Source organism: Salmonella sp. SSDFZ54, assembly GCF_004010735.1.
Lineage (GTDB): Bacteria > Pseudomonadota > Gammaproteobacteria > Enterobacterales > Enterobacteriaceae > Salmonella > Salmonella enterica.
The window spans coordinates 15454-35465 of record NZ_CP034821.1; the positions used below are offsets into that span (position 1 = coordinate 15454).

20 protein-coding genes and 3 tRNA genes are annotated in these 20012 nt (G+C 47.7%); 13 read left to right on the forward strand and 10 right to left on the reverse strand.

Features of this window, described 5'->3' with window-relative positions:
• Position 1 precedes the first annotated feature (1 nt).
• From EOS97_RS25665 to EOS97_RS25685, 5 genes are read left to right on the forward strand one after another with little or no spacing between them, the layout of a single operon-like run.
• The gene (locus tag EOS97_RS25665) at positions 2-1219 is read left to right on the forward strand and encodes a hypothetical protein (RefSeq protein ID WP_001141906.1); all 1218 of its coding nucleotides are present in this window, start codon (positions 2-4) and stop codon (positions 1217-1219) included.
• A 3-nt stretch (positions 1220-1222) separates the two neighbouring features.
• Positions 1223-1951: a hypothetical protein gene (locus tag EOS97_RS25670; RefSeq protein ID WP_000896806.1), complete on the forward strand. Its 729-nt coding sequence runs from the start codon at positions 1223-1225 to the stop codon at positions 1949-1951.
• Entirely contained in the window at positions 1938-2723 is a 786-nt protein-coding gene (locus tag EOS97_RS25675) for a hypothetical protein (RefSeq protein WP_000602713.1), read from the forward strand. The genes EOS97_RS25670 and EOS97_RS25675 overlap by 14 nt, the downstream gene beginning before the upstream one ends.
• A 1-nt stretch (position 2724) precedes the next feature.
• Positions 2725-3741 carry a hypothetical protein gene (locus EOS97_RS25680; RefSeq protein WP_000212019.1) on the forward strand — a complete coding sequence of 339 codons (1017 nt, stop codon included), beginning with the start codon at positions 2725-2727 and terminating at the stop codon, positions 3739-3741.
• Positions 3734-4366 (forward strand): hypothetical protein, encoded by a 633-nt coding sequence (locus EOS97_RS25685; protein ID WP_000535208.1) that lies wholly within the window; start codon positions 3734-3736, stop codon positions 4364-4366. The genes EOS97_RS25680 and EOS97_RS25685 overlap by 8 nt, the downstream gene beginning before the upstream one ends.
• Positions 4367-4412: 46 nt before the next feature.
• On the opposite strand, the gene EOS97_RS25690 is transcribed toward EOS97_RS25685, so the two are convergent.
• The 10 genes from EOS97_RS25690 to EOS97_RS25745 form a co-directional block, all read right to left on the reverse strand.
• Positions 4413-5411, reverse strand: coding sequence for a hypothetical protein (locus tag EOS97_RS25690; protein ID WP_085445958.1), 999 nt, complete (start codon positions 5409-5411; stop codon positions 4413-4415).
• On the reverse strand, positions 5411-6775 hold the full coding sequence (dnaB, locus tag EOS97_RS25695; RefSeq protein ID WP_029365170.1) for a replicative DNA helicase: 1365 nt from the start codon (positions 6773-6775) through the stop codon (positions 5411-5413). The genes EOS97_RS25690 and dnaB overlap by 1 nt, the downstream gene beginning before the upstream one ends.
• 281 nt (positions 6776-7056) lie before the next feature.
• Positions 7057-7132 (reverse strand) — tRNA-Ile (locus EOS97_RS25700).
• A 110-nt stretch (positions 7133-7242) separates the two neighbouring features.
• Positions 7243-7407, reverse strand: coding sequence for a DUF3927 family protein (locus EOS97_RS25705; protein ID WP_000234829.1), 165 nt, complete (start codon positions 7405-7407; stop codon positions 7243-7245).
• Entirely contained in the window at positions 7407-7832 is a 426-nt protein-coding gene (locus EOS97_RS25710) for a tellurite resistance TerB family protein (RefSeq protein ID WP_000900640.1), read from the reverse strand. Before EOS97_RS25710 ends, EOS97_RS25705 begins: the two co-directional genes overlap by 1 nt.
• Positions 7833-8563: 731 nt before the next feature.
• A tRNA-Thr gene (locus EOS97_RS25720) sits at positions 8564-8639 on the reverse strand.
• Positions 8640-8641: 2 nt separating this feature from the next.
• Positions 8642-8717, reverse strand: a tRNA-Asn gene (locus tag EOS97_RS25725).
• A 674-nt stretch (positions 8718-9391) separates the two neighbouring features.
• Complete coding sequence (locus EOS97_RS25735; RefSeq protein ID WP_127836219.1) at positions 9392-11815, reverse strand: Dam family site-specific DNA-(adenine-N6)-methyltransferase; 2424 nt, start codon at positions 11813-11815, stop codon at positions 9392-9394.
• Positions 11812-12717 carry a recombination-associated protein RdgC gene (rdgC, locus tag EOS97_RS25740; RefSeq protein ID WP_000472529.1) on the reverse strand — a complete coding sequence of 302 codons (906 nt, stop codon included), beginning with the start codon at positions 12715-12717 and terminating at the stop codon, positions 11812-11814. Before rdgC ends, EOS97_RS25735 begins: the two co-directional genes overlap by 4 nt.
• Positions 12710-12994, reverse strand: a complete 285-nt coding sequence (locus tag EOS97_RS25745) for a hypothetical protein (protein ID WP_001177860.1) — start codon at positions 12992-12994, stop codon at positions 12710-12712. The genes rdgC and EOS97_RS25745 overlap by 8 nt, the downstream gene beginning before the upstream one ends.
• Before the next feature lie 296 nt (positions 12995-13290).
• On the opposite strand from EOS97_RS25745, the gene EOS97_RS25750 reads away from it, so the two are divergent.
• From EOS97_RS25750 to EOS97_RS25785, 8 genes are all read left to right on the forward strand, one after another.
• Positions 13291-13443, forward strand: coding sequence for a hypothetical protein (locus tag EOS97_RS25750; RefSeq protein WP_161403143.1), 153 nt, complete (start codon positions 13291-13293; stop codon positions 13441-13443).
• Positions 13444-13456: 13 nt separating this feature from the next.
• Positions 13457-14245 carry a hypothetical protein gene (locus EOS97_RS25755; protein WP_000890199.1) on the forward strand — a complete coding sequence of 263 codons (789 nt, stop codon included), beginning with the start codon at positions 13457-13459 and terminating at the stop codon, positions 14243-14245.
• Between the two features lie 39 nt (positions 14246-14284).
• Complete coding sequence (locus tag EOS97_RS25760; RefSeq protein WP_000007769.1) at positions 14285-14707, forward strand: hypothetical protein; 423 nt, start codon at positions 14285-14287, stop codon at positions 14705-14707.
• A gap of 177 nt (positions 14708-14884) precedes the next feature.
• Positions 14885-15277, forward strand: coding sequence for a hypothetical protein (locus tag EOS97_RS25765; RefSeq protein ID WP_001281114.1), 393 nt, complete (start codon positions 14885-14887; stop codon positions 15275-15277).
• 334 nt (positions 15278-15611) lie between these two features.
• Positions 15612-16496: a RepB family plasmid replication initiator protein gene (locus EOS97_RS25770; protein WP_001113737.1), complete on the forward strand. Its 885-nt coding sequence runs from the start codon at positions 15612-15614 to the stop codon at positions 16494-16496.
• A gap of 292 nt (positions 16497-16788) precedes the next feature.
• Positions 16789-17472 carry a GIY-YIG nuclease family protein gene (locus tag EOS97_RS25775; protein ID WP_224475892.1) on the forward strand — a complete coding sequence of 228 codons (684 nt, stop codon included), beginning with the start codon at positions 16789-16791 and terminating at the stop codon, positions 17470-17472.
• A 294-nt stretch (positions 17473-17766) separates the two neighbouring features.
• Positions 17767-18963 carry an AAA family ATPase gene (locus EOS97_RS25780; RefSeq protein WP_001285362.1) on the forward strand — a complete coding sequence of 399 codons (1197 nt, stop codon included), beginning with the start codon at positions 17767-17769 and terminating at the stop codon, positions 18961-18963.
• A 16-nt stretch (positions 18964-18979) separates the two neighbouring features.
• On the forward strand, positions 18980-19981 hold the full coding sequence (locus tag EOS97_RS25785) for a ParB family protein (RefSeq protein ID WP_089477069.1): 1002 nt from the start codon (positions 18980-18982) through the stop codon (positions 19979-19981).
• The last annotated feature ends 31 nt before the right edge of the window (positions 19982-20012 follow it).

Here is a 20012-nt window from a genome sequence, read left to right on the forward strand (position 1 = left end):
AATGCCAACTGAATATGCTCGCGACAACCTTGGTCGCTATCAGACTGATGGATTAAGTGCAAAAGACTTTAACAAGGTCTTCGATCTTATCCGTAAACAGCAGCGTCAGAATCGGCGAAACGCGCGACGTACACTCACCCCAAGGATTATGGGGATGCGTAACCGCGAACTTGAGGCATTCCTCAGCCTTGGGAAAAAGAAAGATGGCACCTACTTTACGCCCGAAGATATACGCAGTTTCAACACCTCAAGGCAGGCTCATAAAACCAAATTCAAGAGCACGGTACCCGGCATTACCTATGCTCAGCTGGTGGCGCAGTCCACCAGCATTGATATAAAACGCGCTAACAACAAGGTTTCTGATGGCACAGGGATCAAAGCCGCGACATTCCTCGGGCTAAAACACAACCTTGCATTGATATCTGTTAATGCCTCGGATGAGTCGGTCCACCAGCATCACCGTGTCAGAATTCGATTTGAGGAATGGGATAAAGCCGTTGAGGAAATTGCTGAAGACGGTGCGAAAAAAGCCCGAATCGCTGCCGATCTCTGCAAGGGCCGGGTATCTTTCGACTGTGATTGTGGACGCCATCAATACTGGTATCGTTATATGGCCACTGCTGGTAACTATGCTGTCGCGCCGCCAAAAGAGTATGCATTCCCCAAAATCCGCAACCCTGATCTGACTGGTGTAGCCTGCAAACATGTGTTGCACGCTATGACGCGTTTTCAGTCTCCCACATGGCACAAGGCCATCATTATTGCCCTGGAAAAAGCAGCTGAACAGGTGGCCTTCGGCGATGACAAGCGGAAGACAACAACCTATTTCAAAGGCGAACTGGCTAAATCGCTCGCGCGCAACCGGACAACAACGACGGATCAGGCTAAAGCGGCGCGTGAGTATGAGTTATATCTGAAATCTCAGGATGCATTAGGCAAAAAACTACGCGCCAAAGATAGCGCCACGGACAACGTTCGCCGGTTGTTAAAAAAAGCTCGCACCACGGCAAACAGGAAGAATGCCGAACTAAAAGCCTCGCTGGTGAGGGAAGCCCAGGCTCGCGCTGAAGCCGACGCTCTCAAAAAAGCCCTGCAAACGCAGGCGAACAACCTCATAAAGTTTTTCATGAGTCAGGGAATGGACAAGGCCGCTGCCACCGCGCAGGCGCGAAGCATTCTTGAGACACAAATTAACGAAGCCCGTAAACGGAAAGGATAATCGATGGCTGGTTTCTTTGATGACATGTTTGAGGACACAGAACCATCACAACAAGTGACTGGTGATAACCTCCCGGACACCGAATCGGATCCGGATATTCCAGGCGAAGGTTCTGAACTGATTGAAGAGGAAGATATTGATGCTGAAATCGAAACCGATGGTGTTAACGTTGGTAATATTGTTGATCCTGTGGAGGACAATCACCTTCCCAATCTGGATCACGGCCTGCTTAGTGATTCTGGTGTGCGCCACCGTTATCAAGGTCATGCAGTTTTTAATAACCTTGTGCGGATGGACTGGCTCAAAGCAATCAAGCTAGACCCTGACTCATTCGATGCAGTTCTGTATCGCGCAATACCTTACAGAAACAAAAATGCACCTGAAACGGCACCTGAAATAATAGAACCGAACCAACGCATATATGACTATCAGGATCCAGAACTGATAACGGCCCTCGACTGCCCGGATGAGATGGACGCCTTCTACGCGCTATACGACGGCAGTGATAATACGGGAATTAGCGACAGTGCTTTAATCCTTCGGTTAGCCGCCGTCAATGTGCCAGTGGGTTCTATGCTCGAATGGCTGGAACAGCTGTCAGACGGCACAACCATTCGCCGCTTCTGGTACATCCATAAAATATTCAATTACGGCACTGCCAGGGTAGGCAGTTTGTTTTATTGCGTGCCTTCACGCGCCTTTGAAGGGAATTTCATCGGTGATTCTGAATAATCAGGAATGGCTACTGGCCATCTTTAAGAAAAAAGGTCTTACTCCAACTGGTAAGCTGGAATTTGCCACTATTGATGGCATTGATTCGGCGCTCGCACAGGCTTTAAACGAAGCGTTCGACTCACAAGTTGTCAGCTTTAATGATCGCATTAACCAGTCGTTCCGGGAGTTCCTGAAACGCACACCAAGAGATCGCATAACGCTCGGCACTTTTAGTGATGTGAAGGAGTGGTTGTCGTCATTTGAAGCCGATCGCGCCGGGCGCAAAGATACAGCCTCTGCTGGCCCGGTAAATAAGCTGGCAATGCCGCTTGTGAATCTGTCTCGTTCTCCCGCATTTTCAATTTATGAAGGTGAACTGTGCCGGGATAATTACGATGAAGGGCATGTCACCAATGAAAATGATGAGATTGAAGCCCTGGTATCGACTATCCCTTTCTCACTGGAATATTCGCTATGGATAGCCAGTGACGAGAAGGAATCTCTTGGGATGGTTACAACTGCATTAGCATTCTGGCTACGAATGTATGCCAGCCTCGGGCAGGCATCTTTCACTCACACTGCCAATGTCGGCGGTTATGAGATACCGGTTACCTGTTACATAGAAGGGCAAAAATCAATCGCATTTCAGGATCTGACCACCGGCACCGCCGACAACAGGCTGTTCGCGGTTGGATTGAACCTCACAGTAGTGGCGGAGCTTCCTATCCTGGCTTATATGCAGCAAACCACCGGCACCATAACGGTAAAAGCGAAAATTCTGGAGGAATGAGATGGCCACAAAGACCACCACAGCCCCGGAAACTGATTCAAAACGCACTCAGCTATTCCTGCAATCTGTTTCAATTGGGCAGAACGAAATCCCTCGCGAAATGATCGTAGGATGTACCTATGTCGAACCCGGGGAGCTATCTGGTCCCCAGCTTATGCTCATGGTCAGGGATTCAACGGCTTACGTGGTCAATAAGCTGGGGGTGAAATTTGGGACAATACTGACCGTTTCACTTGGTGATCCGGAAGGTCATGGCGGCATCCTCTTCTCGGAAGAGTTCTTTGTTCTTAAAGCGCCGCGCAAGGACGATACTGTACTGATTTACGCGTTTAGTAACCCGGTGCGGTTATTAAAAGTTCCGTCCACCAGCGCACAGTATTTTGTTGATAAGCCCCCATCAGCCGTAGTTTCCTCTCTTGCCCCTGGTCTGAAGGTAAATGCTGACTCATTCAGAAAAACATCCACATACCACCTAAATGTTGGAGAAAAACCGACCAAGGTATTGCAGGAGATAGCCAGGGATACCGGTTCTATGTGCTGGGCATCCAGGGGGACGATCAATTTTAAAAGTATGGAAAAAATGGCAAACGCCGCTCCATCGCTTACTTATGAGTCCGCCAATCCCAACACATCCGGATTTACAATTAGTCAGTTCAACATCCTGAATGCCGATTATGAATACCAGCGCCGCCATAATTACAGAATGGCCAGTTATGACATGACCAAAGGTGTGGTTTACTCAGGTAACCAGGAAGACCCCATTAAATTTACGAGCAATCCCGATCCTACCGCGCTGGCGAACTACAACAAATTCATTCTCCCCCGCCTCGATATGCTGGTGGAAGGAAATGCCGTGCTAACTCCGGGTACGACGCTGAAAATTGTCGTGCATAACACGGCAGGTGACGGAGAACTCGATGAATCTATCCCTGACAAAATGATAGTGATGTCCGTGACTCATTTCGAAGACCGCTTCCGTTTTGTCAGCCGTGCACAGTTAGGAGTGGTGAATGGGTAGTTTGACAGGGAAGTATCGGGCTGTAGTGGTAAGCGTCGATGACCCTAAAGGTCTGATGCGTACGCAAATACGCGTTGTCGGCATGATGGATGGGCTACCAGATGCCTCATTGCCGTGGGCAGAAGCCATATTGTCCAATGCAAACACGTTTTCACCATTTCTGCCCGGCGATAAAGTATGGGTAGAATTTCCCTACAATGGGGATTCTCGATGGCCATTGATAATAGGTTATGCACAGGATGCATCCGGTGGCGCTCCCAATGTGCCACCTGAAGCGTCAGGACAAGGGGAAGGCTATGTACCGCCTGAAGTTGAAGGTGCACCAGCACAACCATCAACCAGCGCCAAAAAAGACTTTATTTCGTCGCGGAACGGACTAATGGAGGTCCGGACGGCGGGCGGAGCCTGGGCCGTTACGCACTTGAAAAGTGGAACAACAATCGGGTTCAACGAGGCCGGGGAGTTATATGCCATTTCTCAAGGTCCGGCATTCATCTCTTCCGCAGGAAATCTCGATATAAAGTCAGGCGCGGATGTCGCCCTGAAGGCGGGGGGAAGTATGGCGATAGAGGCCAGCGGGAATCTATCCATAAAAGCCGCTCAAGTCTCTGTTGACAAGGCTTAAGAAAAGCCCGGCGTTCGGGCTTTTCTGTTATGACGGGTTCAATTTTTTATCCGTTACCGCGCGACGGTTTCTGCGTGATAAACGTCTCAAGCATCTTTTCCGCAATTGCCGACCAGGTGTGACACTGGACCTTTTCAGCATTTTTCACGCGATCAACGCGAGCAATAACCTCATCCCAATCAATCCGCGACTTGATAACCATATGGTTCACCAAAGCCAGGCGATCTGGCGGAAGGCAATCGGGAGGCGTTAATACCAACGCCCCACACATTGCCGCCTCAAGAACAGTTAATCCAAGGCTTTCGGGATGCGTAACGATAAAAACGTCACTCTTACGCAATTCAGCTGCAAATTCGGTTGCTGGCACCGGCGTCCGCCTGTATGGAGTTACCGAAATATTCCCCGGATCAATGGTAACCAATCCGTCATCAGTCAACGTTCTGGCCTCATACGGAACGGTCAGACGCTGAAGGTTCATAAGGATACTTAAGGAGTGATCAAAACCACTAACATCAAATGCAGCGTGGTCTACAAAAATACGCAGAACATCGTCCGTTTTGGTTTCCAGATGGAACAGCTCCTGATTCGCTGCCCATCCAACATGTTTGTTAAAGCGATTATGACGCTCTAACCTGCCTGGATTATCCAGGTACCGCCAGGTATCATCGCGGACAGTAAAAGTAATATCGACTGGTGCCGAATCCAGCATAGAACCGTCGTATACCTGGGCTACCCATCCAGTGAATCGACGACGCAGTTGCACGCCTATTTCCCTGGGCACCGTAGTAAAATACCGCAATCCTGGCGCTAAAATGGCTTTCGCAGAACACGAGGTCGCAGCGGTCAACACAGCTTCAACATAATCCTCCGGGCTTTCGACGCCGGGGGAATATGGACGATGGTATTGCAATGTTACCCCTGCCTCACTAAAGGCGCAGGCCAGGTTGTAAGCCCACATTTCCGTATATGTTTTCACATCACTGATAGCTTCAAATTTTCGCCCAATGATCAGGATGTTCATCGGCTTTTCCTCATTCCATTGCATTAATAATCCTCTTGCCAGTCAGCACCAGCATAGTTATCAAACCGTGAGTATTGGCCGTTAAAAGCCAATCTCACCGTGCCAATTGGGCCATTTCGTTGCTTTCCGATAATTACCTCGGCAATGCCCTTCATTTCGCTATCCGGGTGATAAACTTCGTCGCGATACAAAAACATGATCAGGTCTGCGTCCTGCTCAATTGCTCCTGATTCACGTAAATCTGAATTTACCGGTCGTTTGTCCGCACGCTGTTCAAGCGATCGATTAAGTTGTGACAATGCCACCACCGGTACTTGTAATTCCTTCGCCAACGCCTTCAGTGAGCGAGAAATCTCGGCAATTTCCAGCGTTCGGTTATCTTGCAGCTCCGGGACGCGCATAAGTTGCAGGTAGTCGATCATAATCATGCTCAAACCACCATTTTCTTTATAAACACGACGAGCGCGGGAACGTAGCTCTGTCGGCGTCAGGGCGCTTGAGTCATCAATAAAAATATTCTGCTTGTCCAACAGAATACCCATTGCGCCAGAAACCCGCGCCCAATCCTCGTCGTTAAGTTGCCCTGTTCGAATACGAGTCTGATCAACGCGTGCAAGAGAAGCCAGTGAGCGCATCATCAGCTGGTGGCTCGGCATCTCAAGGCTAAAAACCAATACGGGCTTATCGTTACGAACTGCGGCATTTTCGACGAGATTCATCGCAAACGTGGTCTTCCCCATAGATGGGCGGGCGGCGACAATGATGAGATCGGACGACTGAAGCCCTGCCGTCTTCTTATTGAGATCGGTAAATCCGGTATCAAGTCCCGTTACACCATCATGCGGTCGCTGAAACAACTCTTCTATGCGAGATACCGTTGCATCGAGAATGCTGGCGATATCTTTTGGACCACTACCGCTCTTTTGTCGTTTTTCAGCTATTTCAAAAACGCGGCGTTCGGCCATATCCAGCAATTCATTGCTGCCCCGGCCATCCTGCGCATATCCAGCTTCAGCTATTTCATTTGCGACGGAAATCATTTCACGAACAACCGCGCGTTCACGAACGATATCCGCATAAGCACAAATATTTGCCGCGCTGGGCGTGTTCTTTGACATCTCCGCAAGGTACGCAAAACCACCGGCGCGTTCTAATTTACCGTTCTGTTCAAGTGCTTCAGCAAGTGTTATCAAATCAATCGGTTTGCCATGACTTAATAACCTCTCCATCTCACTGAAAATTTCACGATGAGCATTGGTATAAAAATCATCAGCAACTATACGATCTGCCACTTCATCCCAGCGGCAGTTATCAAGCATTAAGCCACCAAGTACAGCTTGTTCTGCACTAAGGGAATTTGGCATGGATTCAAGAGGGGATGCAGACATTAGCACTCCACCCAGGCGTGCTGAATGTCAGATATAATCGGCATACTCAAATCACTCCTAACGATATGAGTCATCACCAGAAAATCAGGATTAATTCGCCGGACTCTTCCCGGCTGTCACACCGAATCGCCAAGATGGTGAATCCGCAGTCCGACGCTATGAACGGGGCTTGCACATTCCGGCTACCTGGTTTGTTGCCTGAGCCAGGGGAAAAGGTAACCCCTTTAACGTCACCAGACCGCTAACGACGCATGTGCCAGACGCCGTGTTACAACCAAATATGGTGGCCCCTACCGGACTTGAACCGGTGACCGTGCGATTATGAGTCGCCAGCTCTAACCACTGAGCTAAAGGGCCGGATTACTGTTTCCTAAGTGCTTCAATGGCGCTAACAATACCGCCTACAACTATGGCAACAATGATAATGAGAACAATTGGATACTTATCTGCAAAATCCCAGAAGCTCATCACTGATCCTTCGAGGCTGGTTTAAATATCGGCCATACCAATGTTACAGCTACTGCTACCAACGCCCCGTCGGATAAAACCGACAGGATTGTGCTGGTGAAATCCACCAGCACAGATAGCACGAGAAAAACCAAAGCCAGAATTAGACGTGCTTTTATAACCATCAGATATACTGTTCCAGTGGCAATTGAAGAGCCTGGGCAATTTTCTTCAATTGCTCCTGCTCTTCTGCCCCAATGCCATCCTGGTCAGCAATATCAATGCATAGGCACAGAACATCTACCGCATCATTAGTTCCAGACACGTCAGCCAGTTCACGTAAAGCCTGGGCATTCGCTCGGCGCGGCGAGGCTTCATATTGAGCGCGAATATTGGCGCTCATCTGGGCAATTTCACCGGAGAACGGCGCAAAGGCAGGAAGTGCTGCAATGGTTTTTTCCAATACTGCAATTTCTTTCGCATCGCAGGTGCCGTCAGAGTATGCAATGGAATATGCGCCCCAGACAGTCGCTTCCACCGCATCACGGTTTTCCATCTTCTTGACTCCGCCAGCCGCTTTGCGGAATTTCTTTTTGAGAATGCCGAGCATTTATTAACCTCATTACTGGTTGGGAAATAAGGTTGCGGTGCCGGGTGCCTCCCGGTGTCCTTTGGCTGGTTATCCACCGTGGACGTGGAAACAAGGAGAAATAATGGACAGATATAACCATTTCCCCGCGTGCGCTTAGCCGCATTCACCGCAACGGAAAGAGCATTCTTGGTGGACCTGTAGATTGGGATATGAACCCGTTACAGGAGAATGCTCTTACCTGTTACGTGCTCCGTTTCGTGGAGCTAACGGCGGGTGATCGGGCCGCACCAGACTGGACTTATTTCAGCGTTATGCTCATGCCAGAGAATCAAACTGTGATGGTCGGTGCTGAACTCCGACACAGGGTTGTAGCAAGCCCCGCAAAGCGCGCACTACTGTAGTTGCGGCACATCAGCCTGTGCATTCACCACAATGTTGAGAACACTGGTTGTCACGCTGCAACGCAACATTTATTCGTAGATTGGGATATGACCCCGTTACGCCAGTGTTCTCAACGTTGTAGTGCCGGTTACGGTTCCGGCCAGGCCTCTTCCTCAACGGGGTGTTCTCCATACGGACTACCGTTTATTGGTCGTTCCTGCGGTTTATGTTGTGAAGCCAGATGCTTATCTTCTGGTTGCTTCAAAGAGCTGCACTTCATCACAACGGTAAGGGTACTTCGTAGGGATTCGAACCCTCTGCCAAGCTCGGCGATCTCCGACGTCGCAAAATACCCTTACCTGTTGTGCTGGTGCCGATTAACGGACTCGAACCGCTGACATCCTGCTTACAAGGCAGGCGCTCTACCAACTGAGCTAAACCGGCATTGGCGATGGTGGATGGATTTGAACCATCGACCCGTTGATTAACAGTCAACCGCTCTAACCGCTGAGCTACACCATCACTTGCCGGGTACGTCTCCGGCGAGGGCTTCCACCTCCGTATGCTTTTCGGCGCACCGCGCCCTGACTGCAATTCGGTAACAGGGGATGCATAACCCTGGCTTCCAGCGTGATTAGCGCCTTCAGCATGACGGGATATACCCGTAGCAAGACGAAATTCCTGAATTGCTAAAAGCAATTGCTGTTACGCCGAATGAAAAAGGACGTAACAGGTAAGGACGCTGACCAAAAAGATGGCCCCTTCTCGCTCATCTGGTTAATCGAACCAGCGCCCTTGCCTGTTATGCCTCCCCGTTCCCTAATACACAGACGGGGACACTCTGCGGTCGATTTTTTGACGGGGGACGACTCATACCCCGTGGCGTCTGGCTTCTTAGGCCGCTACCATCATCAGATCATCGTTTGCATTTACTTTAATGGTCAGTTTCTAAACCGCCGCAAAGTCGCTAACCATGACGAAAACCCTGAAAAAAAACGCCCACCCGAAGATGGGCAAACTGGAAGCTCGTAACGCACTTCGGAGTTGCCACTTAGGCGCATGGTCAACCTGGCAACTCGGTGGTTTGTCTGGGAGGACTAGGCCCAGCCATGCTTACCGCCGCGCCTGTCGCGGCTAACAGCTAAATCGCTCTATAAATCACGATTCATTGAGGCTATATTACACTAATAAATTTATTAGAGCAATATACCTAGAACGTCATGAGCTACACCTCGAGTGTCCCCCTTACAAGACACAGAACGTCTGGCAAAAAGAGGTTCCACTCTGAAGCCACTGTCATGATAAAGCTCTCTGATATTTGGCGCGCCACTGTTAGTAATTAGAACCTTTGCACCTCGGCGATGTGCATCCGTCAACAGAGACACCAGGCGTTTTTGCTCTTCAAACTTAAAGTCATGACCGGAATAGTTCGTGAATCCCTCTGTATTTGGAAGCGGTTCATATGGCGGATCGCAAAAAATGACATCTCCTTCTCCGGCAGCTTCAATCACCGCAGCAAAATCACCACATACAAACTCAGAACGCCCTTCCGCACCAAGGAAGGCTTCCATCTCCTGCAATGGGAAATACGGAGTTTTATACTTCCCATAACCGACATTGAACTCACCGGCCTGGTTGTAACGCGTCAATCCGTTAAAACAATGTCGGTTCAGGAACAAAAACGCCGCTGCGCGATGTAAATCATCATAGACTTGTTTGTTAAACGCATTCCGTACTGCCAGGTATCCTTCCTGTGTGTTGTAGTCCTGGAAAAACCGATGTGCCAGTGTGATAAGTGAATGCGCCTCGCGTTGCAGAGTCTTGTAAAAGTTAATCAGGTCAGCATTCACATCATTTAGCAGATTTTCCTGGTATCCGGCATTCATGAAGACAGCTCCGCCACCGACGAAAGGTTCAATCAGGCGCTTCCCTTCTGGCAAATAGCGAAAGATTTGTTCCAGAACACCAAATTTTCCACCAGCCCATTTGAATATGGACCGTTCGAATTCTGCCGCTGGTTTAACTTTTCGCTCTTTTGTTTCATTCCCTTCATTCTGCCGACATGCAGCCTTGGTAATCCGATCGCCAATCCAGCGCATTACTGGTATCGCCATACTATTGCCGATCGCTTTGTAACGCGGTCCGTCAGTTGCAAGCATCGCGGCCTCTTCTTCGCTTAAATCTGGATAGTGATTGCGAAGATATGCCAGTTCATCTGAATTAACTTTTTTACGCTTTTCCGTCGGGATCAACGTATGCCCATCAGGAAAACCTTGCAGCCTTTCACATTCGATAGGGGTAAGACGGCGAACACTCATCATATGAGGTAAGTAACCATTATCACCTAATTCGCCTTTTTCAATACTTTTCTGCCCCCCAAAAGATAACGCAACGGCGTCAGCTGTAGCGCGGGAATCAAGAGTAAAACTTATCTCTTTTTGCCACCCTTTACCCTGCGGTCCAGCATCATCTTTTCGCCCAATTTGTGCATGTTGTAGCGAATACGCAACAGCTGGTGGGCATCCCGCGTTTTGATTGCTATTAGCAGAGTTACCAGCTCGTAAAGTTGGGGAAATCTCAACACCCGCATCCTGCCCATAATTTTTGCTTGTAAACGCAATAGTTTTCTTGCAAGAAAACACAATTGGAGCTTCATGATTACAAGTAAGAGTAGGTGATGTCCCATCATTTTTTATTTCTGCCCCCCCTTGCCCATGCGCCATGCAATACACAAGTCCGCTGCCTCGCTGCGCAAAAATCTCCTGGTTACTTGCACCGATCCCACCAGTATTGTGTGACTGGTTAAGTGTCGGGTGAGGATTTACAGGGTTATCCCAATGGCTCCCGCTTTTAATGCCATTTCCAACATTTCCGGCAACTTCCTTCCCCTCGCCTCTGCTCGGCGCAATATTCCGGCGCACGCCTTCGAACTCAAAAAGTACCGTTGCGGGATCGAGGTCTGTTCGAGCACTTGCGACAACAAACACGCGTCGGCGTCGTTGTGCCACTCCGAAGTATTGGGCATCAAGGATTCTCCAGGCCACCTTTCGCTGCGGTCCATAAATACAACCACACTGCGGCCACTTTGGAACATGGCAACCGGTTTTGCCATCCCACCGCCAGAACGCGTTGCTTTTTCCTGATTCAGGTCGATCACCTGGTTCAAATGGCACATCTTCTCCAGCCAATCCAGCAAGGAAACATCCGAAGGCGTTATCTGCCGATGACAAGACTCCTGGGACATTTTCCCAGACGATAACGGCTGGTTTGAGAAATGACTCAGCCCGTTTGTCGTCAATTGCATTTGCAAGCTCCACATACTTTAAAGTTAGCGCGCCACGCTCATCATCAAGCCCACCACGTAATCCCGCGATACTGAATGCCTGACAAGGTGTTCCCCCGACGAGCACATCAGGGGATTCGATTTCCCCAGCCAGGACTTTTTTGGCAAGTTTTGTCATGTCGCCAAGGTTGGCGACATGGGGCCAGCGGTGCGCAAGAACGGCAGATGGAAAAGACTCGATTTCAGCAAACCACACCGGACGCATACCCAACGGTTCCCAGGCAATACTCGCGGCTTCAATTCCACTGCAAACAGATCCATAGCACAGCTCTTTCACTGCTTAGCCTCTCCACCAAGGGCATTTACCAGAGCATCAACCAGGCACGAAATTTCACTGGTCAACAGGAAGAAATCTGCGTCCAGTCGCTGCGCAACATCTTCACTATCAATATCAGAATTCTGCTCAAGCAATTCATCCGCAAATTTGACGCTGGTAAGGCTGAAGTTATGGTCCAGTGTAAATTTAATGCGGTTCTGCCAGTCGAGTGCCAACTTAGTGACGAGCTTGCCAGCTTCCAGGTGTGTGGATATTTCATCACTTCCCAAGTCCTGCTTTTTCACTCGGGCAATACCGCCATCCTCAAGCACTGCCTTAAGTTCTGCCGCATCCCCCATTTGAAATCCCTGTGGAGCACTACCATCACGTACCCAGTCGGTCAGCGTTAATTCAATGGGATTTTCAACACTCAGGGGAACAACAGGAAGAGAACCCAGAGACTTACGCATAAGCGCGAGCATATCCTCTGCCTGCCGCGCGCTGGCATTGATATAGATACGTTTAGTTGAACCGTCGTAGATCGCCTGGATAACAGAAAACTTTGAAAAAGCCCGTGGCAGAAGAGAATGCAGAACTTCGTCTTTCAGGGAGTCCTTCTCTGTTTTCTTCAGTTTACGCGCTTGTTCTTGCTCAAGTTTTTCAATTTTTTCTTGAATAGCTCGCTGGATAACCGGCGGGGGAAGAATTTTTGTTTCGCGCTTTGCTTCAACAAGGATAAAACCATTTCCATGCATAGCGATAACTTCGGAATTATCACCAAATGGAGATACAAAACCGAACTTGGCCATATCCTGACTACCGCATGGCGTGAAAAGGATCATTTTCTTTTTATCTTCTAAGTCGGTCAGATCCGCCTCACGAGAAAGTTTATAAATAGTAATGTTTTTCCAGTGCTTAAACATGTTGTAACCCTTGAATATCAACCACAGAAAGCTCGTCTTTGTAGAAAAAGGCCAGGTTGTGGCACCCCCTCGTTTGAGCGTATGAGCTGGGACCAATTTCGTTCTTCCAGACAAATGGCTTCAAATCCGTACGGCGAAGCATAAAAACGCGATTTGTTCCGCTCTGATTCCCAATGAGGCAAAAGCCTTCTTTCACCTTGATCGCCTGCAAGTTGTCGAGTTCACCGCTGGTTACACGGCTATCGAACTCCTTGCGGCTTATTAGCTCCATCTGCATCTGACGACTCCAAACAAATGCCCATTGAAGGGCGATGGCTGAATGGTACCGAAAACACGACATAAAAAACAATATTTATTAGAGCAATTTTGCAATAAGTAAACGCCACACAGACCACAAATAACCTAAGTTAAAATAACGAAAATCAGAGCAAATCATTGGTGATGACGTGGCAAGTATTGCAACAAAAGACAGCATTTGTTCGGGGCACGGAGGATTCCCATCCAGGCCTCCCGTAGAGAGCGAACCACTACTTAAAGTCAACGGAGTCGAAGTGTTAGTTGATGGTAAGCAATATGCACAGCATACCGATGGGAACAGCACGCACGGCGGGCAAGCTATATCAACCAGGGCATGGTTTACCGTCAACGGGAAAGGGATCGTATGCGTTGGTGATCCTGTTTCATGCGGCTCTACCGTTGCAGCCGGAGACGGCCTGGTTCAGGTAAGTTAGGAGATATCATGCTGGAAAAAGACTACCAGTTATCCGCATATAAAAAATTGGCCGCCGCCGGTGGGATGAAAACACCTGGTGCCATAACATCGGCACGAAACAGTGCTAACACAGCAAAACTGCTTGCAGAAGAATTGACCGGATTAATTCTGGATACAATTGTCTATCCCGACACTATTACCAGCTATGTTTCAACGATCAGAACAACCGCAACCGGTTTAACGAATATTGGAGGGCTGGCAACTCAGCACGCGGACCTGTTGGCTGGTTATGCTGATCTGTCAATGCTCCTTCAACTCGATATTGGTTGGGATGTTTACTGTCGTGCTAATGAGCGAGAAGTTTCAGAACTGCCGATCTCTATTGCCATTGGTGATGTGACTATTACTAAATCGCTTGAGGACGCTGTAAACGCGCTTAATACATCAAGTTTAGTCGCGGCTATGGGGGAGATTAACCAGACCCTTAACACTGGCTCAGGAAGCTCGTCAGGCTCTGGTTCAGGCGGCGGCACTGCCACTCCCCCACCAGCACTAACAGAAGAGCAAATTGAATCTCTGAAAGTAGCAACTGAACAGTTTGGGGTTGTTTTCAACCAGACAACAGCACCCACAACTGCGTTACAACAGCAGTATGAACGAGCGAATGAAAGCGCCAACGTAGCCATAACTGCTTATAACCATGCTATCGGTACCGCGCTTGCGGAAGCATCAGCAAATAAGGCCAGCACAGCCAGCGCAATCGCCGCTTTGGTTCCTGATTCTGTTCTTGATGAATTAAACAAAGCGACACAGTAACAAAGGACTTCATTGATAATTTTTCTTCAGGAGGAAGACATGTCATTCTTTTCTACATTAAAAACAGCTTTGTCTTTGAAGGAGAAACTTGCTGCTACTGGTGTTCTTGTTCTGATTTGCGCACTTGTTGGTGCTGGGTTTGCGTGGGAACGTCATCAGCTAAAGCAAGCCATGGAGAAAATTGGCAGTCTTGATCAGGCTGTTAAGGAACGTGATAAGTCAATAATGGATCTTAACCAGACCATTGAGACGATGAACAAAGCAGAGCAACATTTTCACAGCCAGGAAGTGAAAAATGAATCAGAACAAGCCAAGTATGCTGACAGGCAAATGGAACGAAAAGCTGAAGTTCAGAAACAACTTGTTGCGGCGGGTAATGTTCGCCAGCGTATTCCTGCTGACACTCAGCGGTTGCTCCGGGAGTCGATCAGCGAATTTAACGCCGACGCCGACAAAGGTTAACCACCCTGCCCCAAAAAGTGCATTTATGTGCAGGATGCCAGAGTTTAGCAGTGAATATTTTGATGATCTGCCAGCGTATATCCTCGATACAGAAACGATGCTGATGGGGATTAACAGGAAGAATCGCAACGTTAATGATTACAACCGCGCTATCAGCGGTAACTAAAAGGGATTTTTATGTCTGATAAAGTAACAGTAAAGCAAACTATCAACAAAGCGACTTCAATCTACAAAATTGAGCACATCACTGTTGGCAAGCCAGGATCTGAACAATACCGTCATGCTTTCGAGCTTGCCGATCAGCTTGGTTTAAAACACCCGGATTGCATCGAGCATGTATTTCCGACCTATGCTGATGAGCAATGTACTCATGTTCTTACCGAAGAGGATTTTTTCAGCACTGAAGAACGAGAAGGCGTTGATCGCTGCATTGGTGTGATTTGTTCTTCGGTAAGTGATGAGTTATTCCCTAATGTGCCTGAATATGGTGGTATTGGATACCAGTTCCTGTATGAAGGCGATGAGCTTAAATGCTATGAACATGGTCTTCTTATCGAAAGCGTAGAATAATACGGCTTCCTTCCAACCGGCTTTATTGGCCGGTTTATTCAACTTATCCACAGCATAGATCCAATAAACAGATCCTAAAGAGAACCTAGGAAGATCCAAAGAAGATCCCGGATCGCTGTAAGCCGCGCCATTTCTGGCCTGAAATGGGATCAACATTGACTATACGCGATTTTATGTTGACTGTGCACGATTTATTGTTGACTGCACGCGATTTATTGTTGACTATACGCGACAGAAACATTGACTGTACGCGATTTTAGAGCCTGACTATTCACAGTTGTTGATAACTGCAATCCAGATGACGCCAGGCCGCGCCACATATGGAGAAACCACGATGCCGGAAGAAAATAAAGGCTTCCTTAGCGTTGAAGAAGTTGCTGGAAATACAGGAGAAATCCACAGCCTGAAACCCAATAACAATAGCACTATACAACCCATCGCTTTGTTGCGCTTAGGTGTGTTTGTGCCAACCTTAAAATCTACCAATGTGGCACTACGTCGCGGATCGTCAGTTACTACAAACACAACGAACGCAACCGAAGAACTATCAAGCCTCAAAATTGTTGAGCAGGAAGGCTATGAGGGAATTGAAATTCATGGTCCACGCCTGGATATGGATACTGATTTTAAGGTGTGGGTGGGCATAACCTCCGCGTTGTTTGACTACGCACCTGATGATGACGGTATAATCACCCTGCCATTCTCCGAGTTTGCCGATCGATGCGGCTATCCACGTAAGCGCCTTTCAAAGGCGTTCCGTAAAAGTATTGATGATTCTCTGACACGCATTCAGCAGACAGTTGTCAAATTCCGCTTCCCGGCGGCAAAAGGTCATCTCAATAACATTAACGTCAACTTGTTGGCATATAGCAGCCTGAATACCGAGCTTGATGTTATCGAGATCCAGCCGCAGAAACAGCTATCTGAACTTTACTATGTTGACTATAAGCGAATCCTGAAGCTGAAGATGCTGGATAAACTAGGGCGCAAAGAGACGGCCAAGGTACTGTATACATTCTTTGAGGCTCTACCCGCCAACCCGGCACCTGTCAGCATTGAGCGCCTTAGAGCGAGGCTTAATCTCAAATCATCCGTTAGCGTGCAAAATAGCGTTATCAGAAAAGCCATGAAAGATTTGGAAGCTATTGAATATCTTAAATTTTCAGAGATAAAAAACGGCAGGAAAATCGGCTTCCAGATCCATAAGCGCAATCCATAATATTGACTATATGCGATAGCGAGAAGTTGACTATAGGCGACATTCGTTGACGCTGGTGGATTTTTGCTGGCGTCAATATTCTGCAAGTCGCTATTGAGATGGCTTTTAGGGGCATTTCATCGCGTATAGTCAACGTTTCTCCCGACAATATCTTACATAGTCGATCTTTGGTGGAGTTAAATCGACTACAGTCAACTTTTGACTGTAGTCACATCGCGCATAGTCAACTATTCACATTAACCTTCGCGCATAGTCAACATTTGCGCGGTTCTCATCAAGCAGTGGTATTGATATGCAAGAAGAGAAACAACACTACCTCTACGTTCTGGTGCCAGAGAACGGAGATACTTTTAAAATCGGCATTTCATGTGGTCCATTGGCACGGTTTAAAGGGCTACAAGTGAGTCCCGATTTTGCGCTTTCACGGGTCTATCGTGGTACGCGTTTGGCAATGGTTAATCTTGAGCGGGCTTTACACGCAACCTTTTTCCCCTGGAATGCGCCGTGGGAGAAAAGCGTCGGTGGCGGGCATACTGAATGGTTTACACGAGAGTGTCTTGATAAGGTTTTGGCTCATATCGAATATCTAAATGATATGTGGGGAGGGATTCTCGAGCGCATTAAGTCGAATGATTTACTTCAGCGTCCAGTAGATGCTGCTTGCTCTTTCGAAAAAGAGCTGGATGTTACTTCTATCGTGACTTTCAAAGATGACGCAGGAATGAGGGACGTGGCTTATGTCTCCATATCTGGCTATGAACCGGACGCGATCCGCGCTCAATGTGAATTGCTGAAAGCAATGTTTATGCTTCGGACTAAATATCCCTGGGATACAGGGCGGGTGTGCTTCCCTATGGAAGAGTTAACCGCCACCATTGATTCCCAGCTTTACCACGATAATCCAGAGAAGTTTTTTAGCCTTTTAGCCGGTAATGGGCTTAACTGTGTGTCCGGGCTGGGGCGAAGTAGAATCTAACATGCCTCGCTCTTCGGTCCCTTCTTTTACGATCGACACGGGTACTTTGAGGCTGAACTTCCGGCGCTTACGCGTGCTATAGATACTATCGATTTCGAACGATTATTCGCTGCTCTTAGCAAATAACACTGATGCCCCTGAACGGGGCTTTTTTGTGCCCTCCTTGTAACTCTCAATCGTGCAAAATGAACCAAACATGCAGAGAATGCTATGTACAAGCATCTACGCATACATTATTATTTTATGCAGCATTTTTAATTAAATTCAAAAATACAGCATAAAGGATGACTTTCGATGAGTGATTCCAGCCAGCTTCACAAGGTTGCTCAAAGAGCAAATAGAATGCTCAATGTTCTGACTGAACAAGTACAGTTGCAAAAGGATGAGCTACACGCGAACGAGTTTTACCAGGTCTATGCGAAAGCGGCACTGGCAAAATTGCCTCTACTGACTCGTGCGAACGTTGACTATGCCGTAAGTGAAATGGAAGAAAAGGGTTATGTTTTCGATAAACGCCCTGCTGGCTCTTCAATGAAATATGCGATGTCAATTCAGAACATCATTGACATATATGAACATCGCGGAGTGCCAAAATACCGGGATCGCTACAGCGAAGCGTATGTGATTTTCATCTCTAATCTTAAAGGCGGTGTGTCAAAAACTGTATCGACGGTTTCTCTGGCGCATGCAATGCGTGCTCATCCTCATCTTCTGATGGAAGATTTAAGGATTCTGGTTATTGACCTTGATCCGCAATCTTCAGCAACGATGTTTTTAAGCCATAAACACTCTATTGGTATCGTAAACGCAACATCTGCACAGGCTATGTTGCAGAATGTAAGCCGTGAAGAGCTGTTAGAGGAGTTTATTGTTCCTTCTGTTGTACCTGGGGTTGACGTTATGCCTGCGTCGATTGACGATGCCTTTATTGCATCCGATTGGAGAGAGCTGTGCAATGAGCATCTACCGGGTCAGAACATCCATGCAGTCCTGAAAGAAAATGTGATTGATAAGCTGAAGAGCGATTATGACTTTATCCTCGTTGATAGTGGTCCTCACCTTGACGCCTTCCTGAAAAATGCTTTGGCCTCGGCCAATATACTGTTTACACCTCTGCCGCCTGCAACGGTTGATTTCCACTCATCGCTTAAATACGTTGCCCGCCTTCCTGAGTTGGTGAAACTCATTTCGGATGAAGGCTGCGAGTGTCAGCTTGCAACTAACATTGGTTTTATGTCCAAGTTGAGTAACAAGGCAGACCATAAGTATTGCCATAGCCTGGCTAAAGAAGTGTTCGGTGGGGATATGCTTGATGTTGTCCTCCCTCGCCTTGACGGTTTTGAACGCTGCGGCGAGTCTTTTGACACTGTTATTTCAGCTAACCCGGCAACGTATGTTGGTAGTGCTGATGCATTGAAGAACGCGCGAATTGCTGCGGAAGATTTTGCTAAAGCAGTTTTTGACCGTATTGAATTTATCAGATCTAACTGAGGAGTAAGAAACCCCCATGTCAAAGAAAAACAGACCAACAATTGGGCGAACCCTTAATCCTTCAATATTAAGCGGATTTGATAGTTCTTCAGCCTCTGGCGATCGAGTCGAGCAGGTATTCAAGTTATCAACTGGTCGCCAGGCCACATTTATTGAAGAGGTAATACCTCCGAACCAGGTAGAAAGCGATACCTTTGTTGATCAGCATAACAACGGGCGTGACCAGGCATCTCTTACGCCAAAATCATTAAAAAGTATCCGAAGCACTATTAAGCATCAGCAATTTTACCCTGCAATAGGTGTTAGACGGGCTACAGGGAAAATTGAAATTTTGGATGGTTCCCGGCGTCGAGCTTCTGCCATCTTAGAGAACGTAGGGTTGCGGGTTTTAGTCACGGACCAGGAGATCAGCGTTCAGGAAGCGCAAAATTTAGCGAAAGACGTTCAGACAGCATTGCAGCACAGCATTCGAGAAATAGGTCTGCGTTTGATGCGAATGAAAAATGATGGGATGAGTCAGAAGGATATTGCAGCCAAAGAAGGGCTGTCTCAGGCGAAGGTCACGCGTGCTCTCCAGGCAGCGAGTGCTCCGGAAGAATTAGTCGCCCTTTTCCCTGTGCAGTCGGAATTAACCTTTTCGGACTACAAAACGCTTTGTGCTGTTGGCGACGAAATGGGGAACAAGAATTTAGAGTTTGATCAGCTTATTCAAAACATATCCCCGGAAATAAACGACATCTTATCCATTGAAGAAATGGCCGAAGATGAAGTTAAAAATAAAATCCTGCGCTTGATAACAAAGGAAGCCTCACTACTCACGGATAAAGATTCTAAAGATAAGTCCGTAGTTACTGAATTATGGAAATTTGAGGACAAGGATCGCTTTGCAAGGAAGCGCGTGAAAGGCCGTGCATTTTCTTATGAGTTTAATCGACTTTCAAAAGAGCTACAGGAAGAACTCGACAGGATGATTGGGCATATCCTTAGAAAGAGCCTCGATAAAAAGCCGAAGCCTTAAACTTTCGCCATTCAAATTTCACTATTAACCT